The organism is Paenibacillus sp. J31R30 (assembly GCF_059692115.1).
On the sequence record NZ_JCAUAV010000003.1, the window covers coordinates 143,323 to 165,182 of the forward strand.

General features: G+C 45.6%; 26 protein-coding genes. 25 read left to right on the forward strand and 1 reads right to left on the reverse strand.

The window, feature by feature from the left end; all coding sequences use genetic code 11:
- Positions 1 to 11 precede the first annotated feature (11 nt).
- The 13 genes from hisC to AC58QO_RS12425 all read left to right on the forward strand — a co-directional run bounded on the left by hisC (position 12) and on the right by AC58QO_RS12425 (position 10,889).
- Entirely contained in the window at positions 12 to 1,112 is a 1,101-nt protein-coding gene (gene hisC / locus AC58QO_RS12365; protein WP_497265789.1) for a histidinol-phosphate transaminase, read from the forward strand.
- 27 nt (positions 1,113 to 1,139) lie between these two features.
- Complete coding sequence (locus tag AC58QO_RS12370) at positions 1,140 to 2,228, forward strand: prephenate dehydrogenase (protein ID WP_497265790.1); 1,089 nt, start codon at positions 1,140 to 1,142, stop codon at positions 2,226 to 2,228.
- Between the two features lie 477 nt (positions 2,229 to 2,705).
- Positions 2,706 to 3,287: an RNA polymerase sigma factor gene (locus tag AC58QO_RS12375; RefSeq protein ID WP_497256822.1), complete on the forward strand. Its 582-nt coding sequence runs from the start codon at positions 2,706 to 2,708 to the stop codon at positions 3,285 to 3,287.
- A gap of 6 nt (positions 3,288 to 3,293) precedes the next feature.
- Complete coding sequence (locus AC58QO_RS12380) at positions 3,294 to 3,923, forward strand: anti-sigma factor family protein (RefSeq protein WP_497265791.1); 630 nt, start codon at positions 3,294 to 3,296, stop codon at positions 3,921 to 3,923.
- Positions 3,924 to 3,970: 47 nt separating this feature from the next.
- A complete protein-coding gene (locus AC58QO_RS12385) occupies positions 3,971 to 4,561 on the forward strand; it encodes a histidine phosphatase family protein (RefSeq protein ID WP_497265792.1) in 591 nt (196 codons plus the stop codon).
- 128 nt (positions 4,562 to 4,689) lie between these two features.
- Entirely contained in the window at positions 4,690 to 5,805 is a 1,116-nt protein-coding gene (locus AC58QO_RS12390; RefSeq protein WP_497267464.1) for a hypothetical protein, read from the forward strand.
- A 178-nt stretch (positions 5,806 to 5,983) separates the two neighbouring features.
- A complete protein-coding gene (locus tag AC58QO_RS12395; RefSeq protein WP_497265794.1) occupies positions 5,984 to 6,172 on the forward strand; it encodes an IDEAL domain-containing protein in 189 nt (62 codons plus the stop codon).
- A 176-nt stretch (positions 6,173 to 6,348) separates the two neighbouring features.
- On the forward strand, positions 6,349 to 6,780 hold the full coding sequence (locus AC58QO_RS12400) for a DUF2487 family protein (protein ID WP_497265796.1): 432 nt from the start codon (positions 6,349 to 6,351) through the stop codon (positions 6,778 to 6,780).
- 280 nt (positions 6,781 to 7,060) lie between these two features.
- Positions 7,061 to 7,606, forward strand: a complete 546-nt coding sequence (locus tag AC58QO_RS12405) for a QcrA and Rieske domain-containing protein (protein ID WP_497265798.1) — start codon at positions 7,061 to 7,063, stop codon at positions 7,604 to 7,606.
- A 17-nt stretch (positions 7,607 to 7,623) separates the two neighbouring features.
- Positions 7,624 to 8,295: a menaquinol-cytochrome c reductase cytochrome b subunit gene (gene qcrB, locus AC58QO_RS12410; RefSeq protein WP_029193037.1), complete on the forward strand. Its 672-nt coding sequence runs from the start codon at positions 7,624 to 7,626 to the stop codon at positions 8,293 to 8,295.
- Between the two features lie 20 nt (positions 8,296 to 8,315).
- On the forward strand, positions 8,316 to 9,206 hold the full coding sequence (locus AC58QO_RS12415; RefSeq protein WP_497265800.1) for a c-type cytochrome: 891 nt from the start codon (positions 8,316 to 8,318) through the stop codon (positions 9,204 to 9,206).
- A 90-nt stretch (positions 9,207 to 9,296) separates the two neighbouring features.
- Positions 9,297 to 9,956, forward strand: a complete 660-nt coding sequence (locus AC58QO_RS12420; RefSeq protein ID WP_497265802.1) for a DUF1405 domain-containing protein — start codon at positions 9,297 to 9,299, stop codon at positions 9,954 to 9,956.
- Between the two features lie 54 nt (positions 9,957 to 10,010).
- Positions 10,011 to 10,889 carry a sporulation protein YpjB gene (locus tag AC58QO_RS12425; RefSeq protein WP_497265804.1) on the forward strand — a complete coding sequence of 293 codons (879 nt, stop codon included), beginning with the start codon at positions 10,011 to 10,013 and terminating at the stop codon, positions 10,887 to 10,889.
- Positions 10,890 to 10,963: 74 nt separating this feature from the next.
- On the opposite strand, the gene AC58QO_RS12430 is transcribed toward AC58QO_RS12425, so the two are convergent.
- Positions 10,964 to 11,836, reverse strand: a complete 873-nt coding sequence (locus AC58QO_RS12430; RefSeq protein ID WP_497265806.1) for a YitT family protein — start codon at positions 11,834 to 11,836, stop codon at positions 10,964 to 10,966.
- Between the two features lie 117 nt (positions 11,837 to 11,953).
- On the opposite strand from AC58QO_RS12430, the gene AC58QO_RS12435 reads away from it, so the two are divergent.
- The 12 genes from AC58QO_RS12435 (at position 11,954) to AC58QO_RS12490 (ending at position 21,790) form a co-directional block, all read left to right on the forward strand.
- The gene (locus tag AC58QO_RS12435) at positions 11,954 to 12,292 is read left to right on the forward strand and encodes a nucleotide pyrophosphohydrolase (RefSeq protein ID WP_065857436.1); all 339 of its coding nucleotides are present in this window, start codon (positions 11,954 to 11,956) and stop codon (positions 12,290 to 12,292) included.
- 64 nt (positions 12,293 to 12,356) lie between these two features.
- Positions 12,357 to 12,860: a tetratricopeptide repeat protein gene (locus tag AC58QO_RS12440; RefSeq protein WP_497265808.1), complete on the forward strand. Its 504-nt coding sequence runs from the start codon at positions 12,357 to 12,359 to the stop codon at positions 12,858 to 12,860.
- A gap of 37 nt (positions 12,861 to 12,897) precedes the next feature.
- Positions 12,898 to 13,701 (forward strand): 4-hydroxy-tetrahydrodipicolinate reductase, encoded by an 804-nt coding sequence (gene dapB, locus AC58QO_RS12445; RefSeq protein ID WP_497265810.1) that lies wholly within the window; start codon positions 12,898 to 12,900, stop codon positions 13,699 to 13,701.
- A gap of 25 nt (positions 13,702 to 13,726) precedes the next feature.
- Positions 13,727 to 14,146 carry a methylglyoxal synthase gene (locus AC58QO_RS12450; protein WP_497265812.1) on the forward strand — a complete coding sequence of 140 codons (420 nt, stop codon included), beginning with the start codon at positions 13,727 to 13,729 and terminating at the stop codon, positions 14,144 to 14,146.
- 1 nt (position 14,147) lies between these two features.
- Positions 14,148 to 14,840, forward strand: coding sequence for a bacillithiol biosynthesis deacetylase BshB1 (gene bshB1 / locus AC58QO_RS12455; protein ID WP_497265814.1), 693 nt, complete (start codon positions 14,148 to 14,150; stop codon positions 14,838 to 14,840).
- A gap of 18 nt (positions 14,841 to 14,858) precedes the next feature.
- The gene (gene bshA / locus AC58QO_RS12460) at positions 14,859 to 16,031 is read left to right on the forward strand and encodes an N-acetyl-alpha-D-glucosaminyl L-malate synthase BshA (RefSeq protein ID WP_497265816.1); all 1,173 of its coding nucleotides are present in this window, start codon (positions 14,859 to 14,861) and stop codon (positions 16,029 to 16,031) included.
- 27 nt (positions 16,032 to 16,058) lie between these two features.
- On the forward strand, positions 16,059 to 17,348 hold the full coding sequence (locus AC58QO_RS12465; RefSeq protein ID WP_497265818.1) for a CCA tRNA nucleotidyltransferase: 1,290 nt from the start codon (positions 16,059 to 16,061) through the stop codon (positions 17,346 to 17,348).
- Between the two features lie 325 nt (positions 17,349 to 17,673).
- Positions 17,674 to 18,642 (forward strand): biotin--[acetyl-CoA-carboxylase] ligase, encoded by a 969-nt coding sequence (locus AC58QO_RS12470; RefSeq protein WP_497265820.1) that lies wholly within the window; start codon positions 17,674 to 17,676, stop codon positions 18,640 to 18,642.
- Positions 18,643 to 18,968: 326 nt separating this feature from the next.
- The gene (gene panB, locus AC58QO_RS12475; RefSeq protein WP_497265822.1) at positions 18,969 to 19,823 is read left to right on the forward strand and encodes a 3-methyl-2-oxobutanoate hydroxymethyltransferase; all 855 of its coding nucleotides are present in this window, start codon (positions 18,969 to 18,971) and stop codon (positions 19,821 to 19,823) included.
- A 24-nt stretch (positions 19,824 to 19,847) separates the two neighbouring features.
- Positions 19,848 to 20,717, forward strand: coding sequence for a pantoate--beta-alanine ligase (panC, locus tag AC58QO_RS12480; RefSeq protein ID WP_497267466.1), 870 nt, complete (start codon positions 19,848 to 19,850; stop codon positions 20,715 to 20,717).
- Positions 20,718 to 20,723: 6 nt separating this feature from the next.
- Complete coding sequence (gene panD, locus AC58QO_RS12485; RefSeq protein ID WP_497265824.1) at positions 20,724 to 21,107, forward strand: aspartate 1-decarboxylase; 384 nt, start codon at positions 20,724 to 20,726, stop codon at positions 21,105 to 21,107.
- A gap of 89 nt (positions 21,108 to 21,196) precedes the next feature.
- Positions 21,197 to 21,790, forward strand: coding sequence for a tetratricopeptide repeat protein (locus tag AC58QO_RS12490; protein ID WP_497265826.1), 594 nt, complete (start codon positions 21,197 to 21,199; stop codon positions 21,788 to 21,790).
- Positions 21,791 to 21,860: the final 70 nt, after the last annotated feature.

The window sequence follows — 21,860 nt, forward strand, 5'->3', positions numbered from 1 at the left end:
GAGGTGACTACATGAAACCGAAACAAACCATTATACATTTACCAGTCTACCAACCAGGTAAGCCTATCGAGGAAGTAAAGCGTGAGCTTGGACTAACCGAAGTCATTAAGCTTGCTTCCAATGAGAACCCATTCGGTTCTTCCCCTCACGTGAAAGCAGCCATTGAAGCTGAGATAGCGAATATTAGTCTATATCCAGATGGAGGCGCTGTTCAGCTTACTGAAGCTGTAGCGGCATCGTTGGGCGTTGAGACCAATCAACTTATTTTCGGCGCAGGTTCAGATGAAGTCATCCTTATGTTGGCGCGTGCTTTCCTTGTGCCGGGTGACGAGTCCGTCATGGCTTCACACACATTCCCTCAATACAAACACAATTGTGAAATCGAAGGTGCGATCTCCATTGAGGTTCCGTTGAAAGATGGAACGCATGATTTGGATGCCATGGCTGCTGCCATTACAGATCGTACGAAAATTGTTTGGATATGTAATCCGAACAACCCGACGGGGACGATGAATACGGATGCGGAAATTAAAGCTTTTTTAGCTAAAGTACCTGCACACACGATCGTTGTTCTTGATGAAGCTTATTGTGAGTACAACACAACCGGTGAGTTCCCGGATAGCATTGAGCTTATTGGACAATACAAAAATGTGATCTCCTTGCGCACCTTCTCCAAAATCTATGGGCTTGCTTCACTTCGCATCGGTTATGGTATTGGGCATCCAGAAGTTATTCGTTCGATTAATCAAGTGCGTGAGCCGTTTAACACGACACGCTTCGCACAAGCCGCTGCGCTTGCAGCGATCCAAGATCAGGATTTCATTGCGAGCTGCCGTGAAGCGAATACAGCTGGTTTAAACTACTTAGAAGATCAATTCAAACAACTTGGGCTGCAATCGTTTCCTGCACATGGGAACTTTGTAATGGTGGATGTAGCTCGTCCAGCAGCTGATGTATTCAACGGCTTATTGCGCCGAGGGTTAATCGTTCGTGGTGGACATATGTTGGGCTTCCCAACATCGTTACGTGTAACAATTGGTTCAAGCGAGCAAAATGCAAAATTCATTACGGCTCTTAAGGAAGTTCTTGCAGAAGTTCCTGTTCAAGCCTAATTCAGAAGATAAAGGTTGATACCTGTTATGACGAAAATAGCAATATTCGGCGTAGGGCTGATCGGTGGATCACTTGCCTTATGTTTCAAAGGAAAGCCAGACTATACGGTAGTTGGTCATTCGCCCAATCCGAATTCCGTCCAGAAGCTGTTGAAACGGAATGTCGTCGATTATGCAACAACGGATATGGCTGAAGCCGTAGATGGGGCAGACTATATTTTCTTATGTGTGCCCGTGGGTAATTTGGAAGAATACGTTCAGAAGTTGATGAACCTTCCCTTGAAGAAAGGCTGCATCATTACAGATGTGGGCAGCACGAAGGCCTCGATTACAGAAAGCGCAGCAGCACATCTGAAGGAAGGTTACTTTTTCATCGGCGGCCATCCCATGGCGGGCTCTGAGCGGCATGGGGTAGAAGCAGCTTCCTCGCACTTGTATGAGAATGCTTTTTATGTGTTGACACCAGCTGAAGGCACGCCTCAGGCTGAAGTGGACCGGCTTTCAAGTCTGCTGAGTCAAACCAAGGCGCAAATCGTTCAAGTCGACGCTCGTGAACATGACGATATCGTTGGCGCCATCAGTCATTTGCCGCATATCATCGCAGTTGCCCTCGTTAATCAAGTAAGAGGGTATAACGAGAGTAATCCGTTGTATCAAAATTTGGCCGCTGGTGGCTTCCGGGATATTACACGGATTGCTTCCAGTGAGCCGACAATTTGGCGTGATATCCTTGTCAACAATCGTAATGTTCTGCTTAAGCTGCTGAAGGATTGGAATGATGAGATTTCCAGGTTCGTTCAGCTGATCGAACAAAGCGACGGAGAAGGGATTGCGGAGCAGTTCCGGATCGCAGGTGAATTCCGCAGCAAATTACCAGAGCGTCGCAAAGGTGTCATTACATCCTTATTTGATATTTATGTAGATGTTCCCGATCACCCAGGTATCATAGGCTCCATCACGTCGCTGCTTGGAAATGCTCGCATCAATTTGAGCAACATTCAAATCATCGAGAGTCGTGAAGATGTTCCTGGCATACTCAGATTGTCATTCCGTAACCAAGAGGAAGCGGACCGGGCTTCTGAGTTGCTTGGTAAAGAATATGCGGTGCATGTATAATCTCAATAATCAGTGGACTTCCTTGTCATTAGTATCTGCCAATGACAAGGAAGTCTTTTTTGTTCCTAAACGAGCCATGGTAAACGTTTTCAAAAAAGTGTTGACAGAATGAAACCGTATACATATAATAAAAGTACAGTATGGTTTCTCTCCACTCCTATCCGATAATCGCACCATAAGTGCAACCGCCGATTCGGCGGTTTTTTTTTGTCTTTTTTCGTTTGAAAAATACATATAAAACCAAAGCGTTAGAATGTCGATAGTAATGTATCGCATGAAATATGAACTTTATCCAACAATTTGTCGAATCTAGCAGGAATCTCGTGTTTAATCAAGAATATATAATAGGCTAATTGTTTGCCTATTTTGGCGTTCACATTTTTTTTACAATATAACGCAACTTTTCACTCCAACAGTAGTAAAACATGTATGAACAGTTGGAGTGGTACCCGGAATCGCGAGGAGGGTCGCCACGTAATGACCGATTCCCAATTGATCAGAGAAATCAAGGATGGAAATGTTCAGCTGTATGATGAGCTTATGCGTCGTTACGAGCGTAAAATCCTTGCATTTATTTATCACATGCTGAAGAGCACACAAATGGAAGCAATCGCAGAAGATTTGTGTAATGAAACTTTTTATAAAGCGTATCGCAGTTTGCATTCTTTCCGAGAGATCGAGGCATCTTTTTCAACGTGGTTGTATACGATTGCCCGTAATACCGTATTGAGTGAGCTGCGCAAAAATAAAAGTGTCCAGGTGTCTCTGGAGCAAAGCGGACTAACGCCGCATGCTTCATTTGATGCTATGCCTGAGCAGGCCATGTTGCGGAACGAGAAGGTATCCATGGTTCGCGAAGCGATCAATAGCTTACCTGAGAAACAGAGGTCTGCCTTGATTCTCCGTGAGTATGATCAGATGGATTACCAGGAAATTGCCAACATTTTGGGTCAAACCGTCAGCTCAGTGAAATCACTCTTATTTAGAGCGAGAGCATCTGTTAAGTTGCACCTGGATCCTTATTTCAGTGAACCGATATTCGAAGAATCGAAGGGATGACAAGCGATGAAGTGTAGTGAGATCCAGGAATTATTTGGAGTCTACTGGGATTTGCCGAATGATGACCTGCGTCGTGCCGCAGTGGATAAGCATATAGAAACGTGCGACTCCTGTGGGGAGGAATTTCAAATATGGGAAGAAAGCATGGTTCTTATACGGACTGCAGCAAACGACGAGGAGCTTACAGACTTTGAGCCAGTAGTATCAACGAAAGTGATGAACCGCATTTATGAGGATGAATCATGGCGGATTCCAGTTTCGGAACGGATGTATTCCATTTCGTATAAACTAAGACGTAACTTGACGGCAGTCATTGCTTTCTGTCTTGCGCTTTTTGTGTTTAGCTTCTTATTTGCCATCGTCTATGATGGTTCGCCACAGTCATCCTTGGCTTCCGCGGACAATTCGCTCTACGACCTGGAAGCGCCTCAAGCACTCAAATCTAGCGGTACAGAATCATTGAATGGTCATAAGTTGGGTGATGCTGTCGCAAGTTTGAACCCAAGTTTCATGGAACCTTTACGCTTTCATGTGGGTCCCATACACTCGTATCCGCATTACTTATTAGTCGTATCACTACTTGGCTTAGTTTCAACCATTATTATCATGAATTGGTTATCACGAACGAAAACCTAATGCTCCTTTTGGAGCATTTTGCATTTCTAGCGCTGGAGGGTAAGGGAATGACAACAATTGGGTTCATACGACATGGGAGTACAGAATGGAATCAGCTTGGCAAGCTTCAAGGGCAATTGGATACGGATCTCACGGAAGAAGGCAGAGAGCAAGCTCGGTTGCTTGGGCTGCGGTTAGCGCAGGAAAGCTGGGATGGGATCATCAGTAGTGATCTTAAACGAGCACATGAAACCGCACAGATTATCTCTGACTTGTCCGGCATTCCGCTTATACGCACAGACAAGCGTCTCAGAGAGCGCAAATATGGGTTAGTCGAAGGGACTACGGTCGCAGAACGTGAAGAGCGCTGGGGAGCCGATTGGAAGCTTCAGGATCTGGGGCAGGAGTCGGATAGCGAGCTGTGGGCTAGATGGATAGCTCTAGAGACTGAGATTTTGAACGAATACCCGAACAAGAAAGTGTTACTTATCTCACATGGGGGCTTTATTGTTCAAGTGCTCCGTGTGTTGAAACTAAATCAAGAGGAATTTTTGCAAAATACCTCATTGACCTTATTGTTGCGACAAGAAGATCAATGGGAACTCCAGCTGTATAATTGTTTAACTCATTTGAAAACAACATCGGAATCGATGGTTTAAAAGAAAACATGACTCGATAGAGTCATGTTTTTTTGTTTGTAACGGAATATTTTCGGGAAAAAATCCCATAATGGTTACTAGAAACATCGGAGTAGAAAGCTCCGCCAGATGGGAGATGTAGGATGGAAATGAACCTAGCGGATATGCTCAGTTATGCCGATATCCATGAATTAGGCAGAATTGCACATACCTACGAGTGTGAGTGTAATGGTCATTCAAAGAATGAATTGATTCAATCGATCCTGAGCACGGCCATGCGCAAAGACATATTCGAAAAGCACATTCAAAGTCTTAGTTTGGAAAACATTCGATTCCTCAATTCCTTACTCTCCGATCCTCGCAATGCATTTAGTATGGAGGAGCTCATCGCTAGAGTTGGGCAGTCGCGTTTTCAAAAGGAAGAGTCGTCAGATGGTTGGAATCCTCGGGATATGATCCTAAAATTCAAGAAATTAGGCTGGCTCTTCAACGGTTATTCACAGCAAACGAAATACCTATTCCATGTACCAGCGGATTTAAAGCGTAGATTTGGCGATGTGCTGGCGAATCAATTCAAACAAGCGTTGGTGAAAACAGAGGAACCTACAGTCTATCGTGATGAACAAATGCTTCTAGTTGACGACATTTTTCATTTCTTAACTGCCGTAGCCCAGCAGGAAGTGCCCTTAACAGCGGAAGGCTTTATGTACAAAAGACAGCTGCAACAGCTCCTTAGTATTTTATCCGTGCAAGAGGTTATGGTGCCTAAAGGGGCATGGAGATTCGGCTACGGGCGTATGTTTAAGGAGTATCCGAATCGCTTCTCCTTTATCTATGACTACTGCTATTACCATCAATTTATTAGTGAGCATGACTTAGTTCTACGCCTAACCGATGTTGGTAAAGCACGATTGCTGGAGGGGAAGAAGGAGTCACTTTCGGATGTCTATACGTTTTGGCTCAGGCTATACAAAAATCCGATACCGAATATCCAAAGTTTATCCGTCTGGATGGATCGACTCTGCGATCAATGGGTGACGGTAGCGTCTCTCGTAGAGTTGTTTAGTAAATTAGTTAAACCTTTCTACTATGACAGCTCAGAATCCATTGTAGAGCAGCGTATTGTACAAATGATGATGCACATGGGCTTGATCCGAATTGGTGAAGATCACAGCTATGGCGCTGTCGTCCAGGTCACGAAGCTAGGCTCCAAAGTCATTCGAGGTATCAGTATTGCAGAGGAAGATAAAGTTGTGCTCTTCTGAAAACTAGGTATTAACACATTCCCGTTCATACGGGCTTTTGAAGGAAGCGTTGAAATAGCGAGTGAATATGATGTACTAGGAGCAAAACACCGGGTTGGCGTACACCAAAAAGCAGACACATATTTTTGCGAAAAAGAAGCTCCTGACAAACCGCGGACAACATTTGGAGGTAGGTCTCATGGGAAAAATGAATGTATCTAACGATGCGCTGCTGGCACTTTTCGCGGAAATGATTTGGGATAATGCCTTACGCAAATATAGAGAAGAAAATCTTTATAAAGAAATTGACACCGCTTTGGCAAAGGGAGATCAGATATCCTTCTTGGCGCTCACTTCTGAACTAAGGATTTTACAATCACTAGGGTAATCATTAGCTGCGCATGAGCAAGAAACGACGAAGACATGAGGATTCCAATCCCATGTCTTTTTGTCTGTCTACCTGTGATCTTGATTGACAGCCATGAGATGACGGATTAAAGTACAAGTTGGGCTAATGCTACATAGCCATTGTTGTTTTGGTAAATGATAGGGAGGCGTTAAACCTTGAAGTTTAATGATATTGCTTCGCAAGAATGGACAGAATTGAAACCTTACTTGGATACGTGTCTTCTGCCGGTTACAGGATTGACAGGGGATGAAGATCCGATGCAGGTGACCGCAGCATTGGAGCTGCTCCGGGATGTTATGGAAGTCATTGAGATTCCATACAAAGGCAGAGTCGTGACCTATCCAGCACTTCATTACATAGCGGGTGCAGAACCAAGTGAGCAATTGGCGGGAATCGCACAGCGTTTGAAAAGATCAAGTTTTCGTTACATAATTGTCCTTACTTTACATGGGGAAGCGATCACTTGGAAATCAGCTGAAACAGATTTGTTGATTGTTGTCGATAAAGCGCAATGGGCGCAGCAATCCGACGCAATTAAATCAGGTATAACCAAACAAGTACAGCAACTCTGGTACCCTGCAGATTAACTTTGGTGATGTCGCGTATTAATGGAAAAAAAATGTGCAAGATAAGGTTAGTAATGGATGAATGTGGCTTCCAAAAAGTTGTGACAATTTCGTTAAAATTTGTCCGAAAGCGAAGATTTCAATCCAATAAAAGGAGTTATGAATTCTTGACGACCTAGTAGACGTAGGCTATTATTAGAAATGTCCTAGTTATGTAGTGTAATGTCGAACGACACGTGATAGAGGTAGCCGATGTTCGAGAGGTTCGGACTTTGGCCAATGTAGGAGGGTAGACCTGAGAATGAGTGATCATAACAATCACAATGAAAAACAGCATGGGAAGAAACCCGGGACCAAACGCGAAATGTCTCGTCGACAATTTCTTTCTTATACCCTTGGTGGCGCTGGTGGATTCATGGCAGCAGGAATTATCATTCCGATGATTCGCTTTGCCGTTGATCCAGTCCTTCAGTCAAAAGCAGCATCGGACTGGGTTAAAGTTGTCGAAGAAAGTAAAATTACGAATGTTCCACAAGCGTTTACGTTCCAAGTCCATCAAGTAGATGGCTGGTACGAAAGTGATGCTGAGTTGGTAGCATGGATTTCCAAAGACAGCAAAGGTGCTCTGTTTGCGTTAAATCCAACATGTAAGCATCTTGGTTGTACAGTTAACTGGAATGATAACCCTGCTTACAAAGATCAGTATTTCTGTCCATGTCATGGTGCGCACTATACGCAAGACGGCAAGAACCTTGCAGTAGCACCTAAACCGCTAGACGAATACACAACTAAAGTAGAGAATGGTTTCGTGTATGTTGGACAACTGCATGCTAACACTAGAGTATAAGGGGGCGTCACGATCAGATGTTTAAAAACGTATACAACTGGATTGACGAACGTCTTGATATTACGCCTATGTGGAGGGATGTAGCGGATCACGAGGTACCTGAACACGTTAACCCTGCTCATCATTTTTCCGCATTCGTTTACTGTTTTGGCGGATTGACGTTTTTCATCACAGTAATTCAAATTTTGTCAGGTATGTTCCTAACGATGTACTACACACCTGATATTATCAATGCGTATGCAAGTGTTGATTACTTACAACATAAAGTAGCTTTCGGTGTTATCGTCAGAGGTATGCACCACTGGGGAGCTAGTTTAGTTATCGTAATGATGTTCTTACATACCCTGCGCGTGTTCTTCACAGGATCGTATAAAGCTCCACGTGAAATGAACTGGGTTGTAGGCATGCTCATTTTCTTCGTTATGTTAGGTCTTGGTTTTACGGGATACCTGCTTCCATGGGATAACAAAGCTTACTTTGCAACTCAAGTAGGTATGAAAATTGCAGCAGCGGTACCATTCGCTGGTCCGTACATCGAAACATTGCTGCAAGGCGGAAGCATTGTTGGTGCACAAACACTAACACGATTCTTTGCTATTCATGTGTTCTTCCTGCCTGGCGTTCTGCTCGCTTTGCTTGCCGGACACTTCTTCATGATTCGCAAACAAGGTATTTCCGGACCGCTATAATTTAGGGAGGGGCGAATAGCGTGGCGCATGGTCATAAGTCTGATGAAAAAATCGTTTACGTAGGGGATTCCCGCGTAATTAAGAAAACGCAAGAACAACGACTCATTCCTAAAGATTACTCTGCTTATCCAGGTAAATCAGAAGCCTTCATTCCCAACTTCTTGTTGAAAGAGTGGATGGTTGGTGTTGTTGTCTTGGTCGGTATGCTAGTATTAGTTATGTCCGACCCAGCTCCGTTAGGTTATCCTGCGGATCCGAAGAACACGGCATTTATTCCGATGCCAGACTGGTACTTCTTGTTCATGTATCAATTGCTGAAGTATCCATATACATCGGGTGATTACGTCGTTCTTGGAGCGGTTGTAGTACCAGGTTTACTATTTGGCGGTTTATTGCTTGCTCCATTCTTGGATACAGGTAAAGAGCGTCGCTTCTATAGAAGACCAATTGCTTCAAGCCTAATGATTCTATCTTTGATCGCTTGTACATACCTGACGTACACGTCTTGGTCACATTATCAAGTTGAGCTTAAAGAGAAAAATATTATCCCAGAGCACATTAAGCGTGAAGAAGAAATGCACGCGAACAAAGGTGGCGCAGCTGGAGAAGGCGCGAAGAAAGAAACGAAAAAAGCGGCTGCCATCGTGGCTGCTGATGATCCAGGTGCTGCGATTTATGCGAAAGCAACTTGCTTAGCTTGTCATGGCGCTCAGCTAAAAGGAATGCCAGCTTCTGGTGTACCTGCATTGTTAGGAACTGGCGATACACATACGAAGGAAGACATTATGGGTATCATCAAAAATGGTAAAGGCAACATGCCTTCCATGTATAAGCCTAACATTGATAAAGGATTAACAGACGCTGATATTGATAAATTGGCGGATTGGTTATCCAAACAAAAAACTCAATAAAAACAGAACCTGATCGCGAAAGTGATCAGGTTTTTTTTGAAAATATTCGCGTGTCTATGTTTCAAACTTGATTCTTAAGGAGGAGCCTACATGTCCGTTTCCTATTTGTGGAGCAGAGACTTCTTACTTAGTAAAAAAATGCTATGGCTGCTTTTCATTAGCAATTTGCTAGGGACCGTATATGGCTATGAATGGTATTGGATACAAATGGTAGACACCATTGCTGAAAGTCCAGTATGGTATGTGTTTTTTGTACCGGATAGTCCGACAGCAAGTCTATTCTTCACACTTTCAGTTGGCTATTTGATATGGGATCAATCCTCAAATAGACCATCCAGTAAGCTTTCTAAGGCGATACGCGGCTTTATTGAAGCTTTCGGACTCATCACTTCATTTAAGTATGGGATATGGGCAGTGACAATGATTTGGGCAGGAGCCTGGCAGGGGGCTGCCGTTGGATGGGATGGCTGGATGTTAACAGCATCTCATTTGGCGATGGCTGTGGAAGCGCTGTTATTTGTTCGCTGGTTTACTTTTCGATTGCCTGCCATTGTTCTGGTGGCGATCTGGACGTTTTGGAACGATTTCATGGACTATGAAAAGGGTGTCTTTCCAAGGTTACAGCGAGAGCTTCATCCTTATTTGGGTACGATTCAATTCTTCACCATTTGCTTAAGTATCATTGGCATCTGGATAGCTATTACATCTCTATTGGTGAGAGATAAAAGAATCTTGAAAGCGAACTCTTAATGGTCTAAACAGGGACAAACCTCCATATGATGATGGTGAAGGAGGGGATGTCCCATGTTTTTTGGTCGAACGATAAGAGTGATAGCCGTTACGTTCGTTCTCGGCTTTGTTCTTTGTATACTTGCAGCTTGCGGAGATGACAAACATACAATCGGACAAGCTAGTAAGCCAATAGACCCTGCACAAATTGAGCGGATCTCGTTTTTGAATCAAATAGCGGAAGAAATGTACACGTTGACGATGTCAGGACAAATTGCTGAAGCCAGAAATAAGCTGATTCAGCTATCCGATCAAATTCCCAAAATTTCATTTGAAGGAATTACGTCCGTTGAGGGCTTGAATGCGTTGACAGAAACGGTTACTGGGGCAAAACGGGTATATAATGCAGTCAACTATTCGCCTGCTGAAGGGCAAATAGCCGTCGCCAAAATTCGTCTTGCCACCGATGCGCTATCTCATAAAAACCAACCGATGTGGCTGCAGTACTATAAAGTGCTGCAAAACGATAGTCAAATGCTAAGTCAACACATAAAAACAAATAAGCAGCAAGAAGCGATTGAGGAATTCGGTAAGCTGTCTCAGCATATCGCCATTATTCATCCTTCACTGATCATTAGCCGAGATGCTTCTTCGGTTGAGAAGTTAGATTCAATAGTCGTCTTCTTACGAACAAATGTCAACGCAAAGCCAATGCCCATAAGACAGCTAGAAGCTGGCATCACTAATTTTAACCAGTTGCTAGATGAGCTCTTCATGAAACACAAAGATGCTCTGGCCTATGTGCCATTCACAGATCCGAAACAACCGATTATCTGGTCGCTCAGCATGGGAGTCATTATCGTAGGTGTTTTAACTTATGTTGGTTGGCGCATGTACCAATCGGGACGACATATTGTTCCTGTTAAGCAAGCGAAGGAAAGTGAAAATCGGTAATGTGAAAAGTGGGTTAAGTTAGCTCGGGTAGAGCTGCTTAACCCACTTTTTTTGCATAATCAATCCTAAGATCCTTAATGCGTTTTAAATCCTTCTCCAATAACCTCATGTACATCCTCAACAATAATGAACGCGCTCGGATCAACAGCACGGATCAACTCGCGCAGCCGCCTTGTTTCATGCCGATAGACGACACAATAGACGACTTCCTTCGTGTTACCCGAGTAGGCACCTCTTGCTGGGAATAGTGTCACTCCGCGGTCAAGTTCGTTGGTGATAGACTCGGCTAACACGCTTGGCTGTTCACTGATAATCGTAAAAGCTTTCGCTGCATAAGCACCTTCCGATATGTAATCAATAATGCGTGAAGTGACGAAGACAGCAACAAGTGAGTAGAGTACCTTTTCTTTAGGTAGATAAATGAATGAAGAGCCAATTACGACGACATCAATAATAAGGATGACTTGTCCGACACTCCAGCCTCTTTTTTTATGACCAATACGAGCTAAGATATCAGATCCACCAGTTGTTCCACCAAATCTGAATACAAGCCCAAGTCCTGTTCCAAGTGTAATCCCGGCATAAAGTGTTGCTAGGAAATAATCCTGTGTAGTGTGAAAAGGGATGATCCAGCCCACGTGAATCAACCATTCCATGACCCAAAGAAAAAGCGACAGACATACTACACCGAAGATCGTATATAGCATGGGACCCTTACCGAAATTACGCCATCCTAAGTAAAATAAAGGGATATTAAAGAGCAGCGTTGAGTAAGAAGGGGGGAAATTAAACACGTATTTGAGCAAAAGGGAAATGCCTGTTAATCCACCCTCCATTAACTCATTCGAAATGACAAAATAATGCAAACCAAACGCATAAATCGCGGTTCCAATCAGGATTCCCATTACATTCAGGAATTGATCGGCAAATCTTTCTTTGAAAATCATGCATATTCCTCCAAGCTTAAGATACTTATTTGTCTTACAAAAAATTTGTCAACTTTTCTCGTTTAGTTTAACATAAGGAGGATAACCTTTGTGAAGATGATGGAAAGAAGGATGCCGATGTCAGAACGTACACTTAAAGACCTGCAACAAGAGGTTGATACTTATATTTCCCAGTTCAAGGAAGGATATTTCAGTCCTCTAGCGATGCTGGCGAGAATGTCGGAAGAAGTCGGTGAGTTGGCGCGCGAGGTGAATCATTCATACGGTGAAAAGCCGAAGAAAAGTACAGAAGCTGATAACTCGATCGAGCTGGAGCTAGGTGATATCTTGTTCATCACAATCTGTTTTGCAAATTCACTAGGCATTGATTTGACCGAGGCTCATGACAAAATTATGCATAAGTTTAATACCCGCGACGCAGGGCGTTGGACTAAAATTAACACCGAAACTACCTGACCTTCATAAACTATACCATCCCCACTAATCGGGTAAACCGCTTATGGCAAAGGAGGATGGGCAGATGAATGGAGAAAATCAAATACAAAAAGCATATGAATCCATACTTGGGCATGATTTTGAAAAAGCCATTGAATGGTTTGAAAAAGCAATAGCTGAAGAACCAAACAATGCTGCCTATCACCACAAACTTTCGATTACTTTCGCGAGAAGTAATAAGCTGATCAAAGCGGTGGAACATGCTTCAAGAGCAATTGAACTAGAGCCGACCAATGAGGCGTTTCGCTTTCATTTGCAAGTGTTGAATGCACGCGAGCTGGTAGAACAAGCCAGAAGACAACTGGGTAACCAGTCGGCGCATGCAGAACGAGCTATTTTTCTTCTCAAAGAAGCGATAGTTCTTGATCCTCTGGCGATTGAAGCGTATCTTATTCTAGGTGAAGCGTTCGCTATGCGAAAAGATTATACAAGAGCTTATCAAACTGTCATGGAGGCAGTTCGGTTAGAGCCACATCATGAGCTTGCCAAGCAACATGCAGCGATGTATCAACTTAAGTTGAAAACATAGCTGTGCCCGAAACAAAAATAAAGGAGATCGTCACAATATGGAGCGTAGAATACGAGTAGCAGTCATTGGTGCAAGTGGAAGAATGGGGCGGGAGGTCGTGAAGACCGTACTGCGTGAAGCTGATATGGAATTAGTTGCAGGGGTCAGCCGTACCTCCGGTCCAATTGATCTGGGTAAAATGGTTGGAATGGAAGAATGCGGTATCCTGATGGGGAACGACATCGAGAAGACGCTTATCGAATCCAAACCGGATGTTTTAGTTGATTTTACAGGGCCGCAAACGGCGGTTTCACATACAAATCTTGCGATTCGCCTAGGGATTCGCCCCGTAATGGGGACGACGGGATTCACCCCTCAGGCTATTGCTGAATTGGACATGCTATGCCGAGATAGCCAAATTGGCGGCTTGATTGCACCGAATTTCTCCATCGGGGCGATACTAATGATGAGATTTGCCGCTCAAGCTTCGAAATATTTCCCTAATTTAGAAATTATCGAATACCACGGTGATCAGAAGTTGGATGCTCCCTCTGGGACAGCTGTGAAGACGGCTGAGCTTATTTCGGAAGTGCGTGAAGAAATGAAGCAAGGAAATCCGAAAGAAGAAGAAACAATTGAAGGTTCGCGCGGTGGGTATTACAATGGATTCAGAATACATAGTGTACGTTTGCCAGGAATATTTGCACAACAGGAAGTTATTATGGCTGAGCAGGGTCAAGCGCTTAAAATTCGACATGACTCCTATGATCGTGCCGCCTACATGCCAGGTGTAGCGATTGCGGTTCGTAAAGTTATGACGTATACCGGAATGATTTATGGATTTGAGCATTTTATAGATTAATGACCCCTAGGAGAGTGGAAGTCAGATGTTAAGCATCGCACTTATTGCCCATGATCGGAAAAAAGATGAGATGGTGAATTTCGTTACTGCCTATGAGCATGTTTTCGAGGGTCACAAACTATATGCTACTGGCACGACAGGCACGCGCATTATGGCAAATACGAAATTAAATATTCATCGATTTATGTCAGGGCCACTTGGTGGAGATCAGCAGATTGGTGCGTTGGTTGCAGAAAATGAAATGGATTTTATCATCTTTTTACGTGATCCCTTAATGGCTCAACCGCATGAGCCTGATATTATCGCGTTGCTTCGCCTTTGTGACGTACAGGGAATTCCCTGTGCCACGAATATTGCGACAGCTGAGCTACTTGTGAGAGCGCTGGATCGCGGAGATTTTGCATGGAGAGAACTCGTACATAAATATAAGCCAGGGATTGATTAAGATGAGCGAACATCTGGATATTCTCATATTTGGTGCCCATGCAGATGATGCTGAGATCGGGATGGGAGCCACGATTGCCAAACATACGCAGCGCGGACTGCGAGTCGGACTCTGCGAGCTGACTTTTGCCGAAATGTCCTCCAATGGGACTGTTGAAACTAGACTAGAAGAAGCCGCCGAAGCTGCGAAGATCTTAGGGGTTGCAGCTCGGACGAATCTTGGTTTACCCGATCGCGGATTATTCGTCACCGCTGCTAACATCGAACGAATTACACAAGAGATTAGAAAATTTCGTCCTAGAATTGTATTCGCGCCATATTGGCAAGACCGCCATCCTGATCATATTGCGTGTTCGGCGCTCGTTCAGGAGGCTGTTTTCAATGCGAAGCTGCGTAAATATTTGCCTGACTCCGAAGCTGTGAATGTGGAGCAACTCTTTTTTTATTTTATTAATGATGTGTATGAAGCTAATGCGATTGTAGATGTAACTGATACTTACGATAAAAAAATGGCAGCACTGCGCGCGTACCGGTCACAATTCGTAACTGGTGCGGGCACGGTTGCTACGCCACTCAATCAAGGTTATGTCGAACGTGTAGAAGCTCGTGATCGAATCATGGGTCAAAAGCGTCAATTGACGTACGCGGAAGGGTTCGTTTCCAAACTCCCTTTGGTGATAGAACATTTTGATTGATCGGAAAGAGGTGTGGAGATGAAAGATAAATTAAAGATCGGTATTACATGTTATCCGACACTAGGCGGCTCAGGCGTTGTTGCGACAGAGCTGGGTAAGCTGCTTGCTGAAAAAGGACACGAGGTTCACTTTATTACACATAGCATGCCGTTTCGTTTGGGTAAATTTCATAAAAATATTTATTATCATGAAGTGGAAGTCAGTCAATATTATGTCTTCCGTTATCCGCCGTATGACCTTTCACTTGCAAGTAAATTAGCTCAGGTTGCCAAAATGGAAGAGCTTGACTTACTGCACGTACACTATGCGATTCCGCATGCTGTTTGTGCTTTACTTGCGAAGCAAATGGTAGGTACGAACCTTAAGGTTGTAACAACACTGCACGGAACCGATATTACGGTACTGGGACAGGATCAATCCATTTCGGATCTTATTCGTTATGCCATTAATGAAAGTGATGCGGTTACTGCTGTTTCCAAGGATTTGATAAAAGAAACACGGGAATTGCTTGCCATTGATCGGGATATTGATCTGACCTATAACTTTGTTGATAAACGGGTGTATTACCCGCGAGATATATCGAAGCTAAGAGGCGAATTCGCGCGGCCGGATGAGAAAATTCTTATCCATATTTCCAATTTCCGCCCAGTGAAGCGCGTGCAGGATGTTGTGGATATTTTCGCTAAGGTCAGCAAGGAAGTGCCGTCTCGCCTTTTATTTGTGGGGGAAGGTCCGGATCTCTCGAAAATGATTTCGAAGGTGAAGGAACTAGGTCTCTCAGATAAAGTAACGTTCTGCGGTAAGCAGGATGATGTGGCTCAAGTTATTTCTCTTGCAGACCTCATGCTGCTGCCTTCTGAGAAAGAAAGCTTCGGACTTGTCGCGCTGGAAGCGATGGCTTGCGGTGTGCCGACGATTGGATCCAATGCAGGGGGGATTCCTGAACTGATTACACATGGTGAAACAGGATATTTAGCCGAAGTAGGCGATACGGATCAAATGGCCAACTACGCGATTAATCTATTGAAAAATCAAGTGTTGTACGAACAAATAGCGCAAAACTGTTTGAATCGTGCGCGGTATACGTTCTGTAACGATATTACCACGGTTCAATACGAAGAAATTTATTATCGCGTGTTAGGGAGAGAGCTCCCAGAATCACATCGCATTTCAGCCTCGTCCTGTCAGTAAGGATGATGTCTGGCTAGGAGAATTATCGTGGAAGCAAGAAAAATGAACATAAATGATGCTGGGGCATCCGCTGTGGTTACGCGGCTCACAGAAGCTGGGTACGAAGCGTATTTAGTAGGTGGTTGTGTTCGTGACGCGGTGCTTACGCGTCCGATAAAAGACATCGATATTGCCACTTCAGCGCTGCCTGAGCAGGTTATTCAGTTGTTCCAGCGTACGGTACCGACCGGCCTTCAACATGGCACAGTGACGGTTCTGATGGCTCAGGGAACCTATGAAGTTACAACCTTTCGTAAGGAGTCGGCATACGAAGGTTTTCGTCGCCCGACCTCCGTTGCTTATATTTCAGATTTAACCGAGGATTTGAAACGAAGGGATTTCACGATGAACGCGATGGCCATGGATGGGGCAGGCGTTCTGCAGGATCCTTTTGGCGGACAGGAGGATCTGTCCGCTGGGGTTCTCCGCTGCGTAGGTATTGCGGAGGAACGATTTGGCGAAGATGCGCTGCGCATGCTTCGCTGCATTCGTTTCGCCTCGACGTACGGCCTCGAGATCGAGGCGAGCACGTGGCAGGCGCTGCTGGTGAATGCACCCTTGCTGCGCCACATTGCCATGGAGCGCGTGCGCAGCGAGCTGCAGCGCATGGTTGAAGGCCCAGCCCCTGCACGGGCTGTGCGGCTACTGCTGGCGAGCGGCCTGCTGGCCCACCTCAAAAAGCAGCTTCCGCTGCCTTTTGAGGCTTGGCTCGCCTGGGATGACGCGCTGGACGCTGTCAGCGCGCTGGAGGGGCAGCATGACCGCTGGGCCATGCTGCTGATGCTCTTGGAGGTGCCAGCGGACACAGTCCGCGCGGCGCTCCAGGAGCTGACCTTCTCCCGCGCCGACGTCGCCGCGGTCGCGGAAGTGCTTGCCCTGCGCGACGCTGTCGCCGCGCAGGCTAAGGCTGATGACCCGGCTCCGCTGGAGCGGGTCTGGAAGCTTGGCGCGGTGCGCCGCGGCGAAGCCGCAGCCCGCGCGTTACTGCGGCTGCTGCGCGAGCTGCCGCAGGTGGAAGGGAAGCGCGGCGAGTTGGCGCGCTTCTTGGGTGAGACCGCGCCGGCGCTGCTGCAGCGCGGGGAGGCATGGCTGAAGGAGGTCCCCTGCTTCAGCCTGAAGGAACTCGCCATATCCGGCCAGGATGTGGCTGGGGCACTTGAGAAGCAGCCGGGCCCATGGATGGGCGTGCTGCTGCAGGATCTGCTCGAGCGTGCCGCGCTCGGGGAAATCCCGAATGAGCGCGAGGCTCTTATTCACGCCGCGCAGGCTGCGAAGTAGCAGCGCTGTGCGGTTTTTCTTTTCTTTTCTTTCTTTTCATTTCTTTCTTTTCATTTCATTCCGACATTTTCGTAATGAAAAGTGATTAACAGGAAATCCTCCAGTTAAATTTTACGAATTTGGCGAAAATGAGAGGAAAGGATGAAATTAACGTCATAAATCCAGTTAAATTGATATATGTGGGCCTTGCCTTCAAATTTACCTGTATGAAATCCAGTTAATCTGCAGTCGGCTTGCGTAATGCTTAGTATTGGTGTCCGCAGTTAGATCAAGTAAAAGTGAGTGTTGTTTCCTCTAGACCACTAATGATTGTGAGTGAAATCATATGAATGAACGAATTTTAGAGCTTTTTGAACAGTCACCTGAGACGTATGTATCCGGTGCGGAAATCAGTCGGAGGCTCGGTGTGAGTCGAACTGCGATTTGGAAGCACATTGAGGAACTCCGTGCTGAGGGCTATGGCTTTGAAGCGGCATCTCGCAAAGGATATCGTCTGGTTAGTAAGCCAGCGAAGTGGCAGCTCAGCGAGCTGATGCATGGAATGAAAACGAAGGTGCTTGGCCAGAAGGTACATATCCTTGATGAAGTAGACTCGACACAGACGATTGCGCATAAGCTTGTCGCTTCAGGGGCGACTGAAGGCACAATTGTGCTTGCGGAAAAGCAGACAGCAGGCAGAGGCCGTATGGGACGCAACTGGCATTCTCCGTCGGGCAAGGGGATCTGGATGAGTCTTATTCTGACTCCGCGAATTCCTGTCTATTTCATGCCCCAGCTAACTCTGCTGAGTGCTGTTGCCCTGTGCCGTGCGATTCAAAAAGTGTGCCATGTGGAGATCGGCATTAAATGGCCTAATGATCTTTTGATTCATGGGAAGAAGGTCAGCGGGATTTTGCTGGAAAGCAGCGGCGAGGATGAACGCCTGAAGTATGTCATCGCTGGGATTGGCATTAGCGTGAATTTGTTAGCGGAGGACTATCCGGAAGAGCTGCGTGCGATTGCAACTTCTTTGGCGATCGAGTCCGGCGGTGAGGTTTCACGTGAGGGCTTAGTCCAAGCTTTTCTTTTGGAATTCGAGGAAATGTATGCTCTTTACTTAGAGAAGGGCTTCGCCCCAATTCGTCTATTGTGGGAGGCTTTGAGCGTGACGCTGAAGAGACCGATTCGGACTCAAACGCCTGCTGGGCTTATTGAAGGGGTTGCGGATTCCTTAGACGATACGGGTGCCTTGACGGTGATTACCCCTTCAGGCGAGCGGATCAAAATTTATTCGGGTGATATCGAGCTTAAGTAGTGGGAGATAAAGGGTATCCTCCGGGAGCAAGCTTTGGTATAATAGACGTATAAGGCGGTATCCTTATAGGAACTGCACTTGTCATAGATCTTGCTTATGAACTTGTAGTTGAACTTGCATTGATCTCGTAATTACTACTGCTGTATGGCCTCAGCTATACACGGACGGTTCTTACACGACAATGGAATAACCCGAAACAAGATGTTGGATTCTGCTCTGAGCCTTATAGGACCGAGACAGAGGGATCATTGATTCTTTCTGCATGCGCTCCTTTTAGCTCTTAGCTAAAAGGTTTTTTTATTTTATATGAGGAAGCTGGGATTACTGTGGAACAACGTAAAGCGCTAACGACAGCGAAGATGAGAAAAATGAAGCAAGATGGCGTACCGATTACGATGGTGACGGCCTACGATTATCCCTCAGCACGATTGTCAGAGGAAGCTGGTATTGATGTTATTCTAGTTGGAGATTCACTAGGAAATGTCGTGCTAGGGTATGATTCCACGTTGCCAGTTACCCTGGACGACATGGTGTATCATACACGTGCTGCGGTGCGAGGTGCCGCGAATACGTTTGTCGTCGCTGATATGCCCTTCTTAACCTACCACGGCAGCTTGGACGCAACTATGCAAGGCGTAGGGCGTTTGATGCGTGAGGGCGGAGCTAAGGCGGTTAAATTGGAAGGCGGCGCAGAGATCGCGGCTACGGTCAAAGCGATTACTGAGGCAGGCGTACCTGTCGTTGGTCATTTGGGGTTAACGCCTCAGTCGGTACACCAATTGGGTGGCTTCCGTGTCCAAGGGCGCAGCTCAGAGCAAGCGAAGAAGCTTCTGAGTGATGCGAAGGCAATTGAAGAGGCTGGAGCTTTTGCGGTTGTGCTTGAGCTTGTGACGGATGAATTGGCGGCCTGGATCACGAAGCAGCTCTCCATTCCTACGATTGGCATTGGTTCAGGCGTGCATTGTGATGGGCAAGTCCTTGTGTATCATGATCTGTTGCAGTATGGTTCTGACAGTGCTCCCAGAAAGTTTGTTAAAGCCTATGCAAATATCGGGGAAACTATCCGTACAGGTATTGGCGAATATGTGAAAGAAGTGAAGGCGCGGACGTTCCCGGCGCAAGAAAATACATTTCATATGGATAACGATGTTGTTCAATATCTATACGGCGATAAGGAGTGATTGGCCATGGAAGCGATCCACACAATGGAAGTGGTACAGACAATTGCCGATTTAAGAGCACGTATCAAAGATTATCGTCGCAAAAATGATCAATCCGTTGGCTTCGTGCCGACGATGGGTTTTTTACATGAAGGGCATGCCAGTCTTCTCAAAAAAGCGCGTTCCCAAAGCGGTTTAGTAGTGTTAAGTATATTTGTGAATCCTTTGCAGTTTGGTCCTGGTGAGGACTTTGAACGGTATCCGCGCAACGCGGAGCGGGACTTGGCGGTAGCGGAGGCAGCAGGGGTGGATCTTGTATTCATGCCATCTGTGGACGAAATGTACCCATCACCGATACGCACTACCGTAAGTGTTTCGAAAGTTACTACAAGATTATGCGGGGCTTCACGACCTGGTCATTTTGATGGTGTAGCAACGGTAGTCAGCAAGCTATTTCATATCGTTAAGCCCGATCAAGCCTTTTTCGGCTTAAAGGATGCCCAGCAAGTTGCAGTCATCGAGCAAATGGTGCAAGATCTTAATCTAGACGTAGAAATCGTCCCTTGCCCAACCTTGCGTGAAACCGATGGGCTTGCAATGAGTTCCCGCAATGTGTATCTCTCGGCAGAGGAGCGTCAGCAAGCGTTGGTGTTGTCGCAATCCTTACAGAAAGCGAAAGAATTCATCTTAAGCCGTACAAATGCATCTGTTACTTCACAAGAGCTTCAAACACTAGTCAGCACCCATATACAAACGGCACCATTAGCCGTTATCGATTACGTTGAAGTCCTGTCCTACCCAACTTTAGAGCCTTTTGAAAATAGCCATTCTACCTCATCTCTTATTATCGCATTGGCTGTGAAATTCGGGAAAACACGTTTAATTGATAATCTTATTCTACAAGTCAGGAAGTGACGTCTTATGTTTCGCACAATGATGAAAGCGAAGATTCACCGCGCCACGGTTACCGAGGCGAATTTAAATTATATCGGCAGCATCACGATTGATGAAGATTTGATTGACCTCGTGGACATGCTCCCAGGCGAGAAAGTACAGATCGTGAACAATAACAACGGTGCCCGTCTTGAAACGTATATTATCCCAGGGCCGCGCGGCACAGGTGTAGTCTGTTTAAATGGTGCGGCAGCTAGGTTAGTTCAAACTGGCGATACGATTATCATTGTTTCTTATGCCATGATGAGTGATGAAGAAGCCAAGAAGCATCATCCAACGATTGCCATTATGGGGGCGGGCAATACAGTTGCCCAGTTGCTGAAGGAAGAAGAACATTCCACAGTTCTTTAAGTGTGACGCAGACCTGCCTTGCATGCATGAAATCGGCTCTGTTTACAAAGAATGAGGGTAAGCTTTCGAAGCAAAGGTGGGGATGCCAAATGTTTAAGCATTTATTTTCCACAATGAATGAGGTTTTGGAAGAAATCCAGAAGGAATATCCGAACAGTGATGTGGAGAAAAAGGCGGAGCTTGACGAACAACTGCAAGTGCTGAAAACGATGAGTGATGAGTTCATCGAGGCGTGGCTGCTGTTTGAGGAGAAGCTGGGAAAGTTCTACGGGGCGGTGCCGATCAGTACCAAAACCTTACATGACGAACTGATGGAGCTCGACGTATCCGGTAAGCAGACTGAGGAATTCATGCGCGGTCAGGGGTATTACAAGCTGTACATGTATGATCAAGCGATCAAAGAATTCGAGGTGTTGATCGAGCGGCAGCCGGATTTCTTGTTAGCTCGGGTGTACTTAGCGATGGGACATTTGCGAAAAGGGGAGTTTGGCGATGCTTATCAGCACTTCAAATTCCTTCTCCCATTGACGGACAATTCTAAGATGAAAGCTATCTCCTATAATGCAATGGGCTGTATTCAAGTGCAGAATCAGAATCTGGAGAAGGCTTTCGAATATTTCCAAAAAGCGTATCATACCGATCCTTCTTGTATGGAGCCACTTATCAATCTAGATGAGTCCTAACCCGAAACGGCAAAACAAGGTATTCCCTTTTCCTAATCAGATTTGGTATGCTAGGAGAAGTGCAGGACGA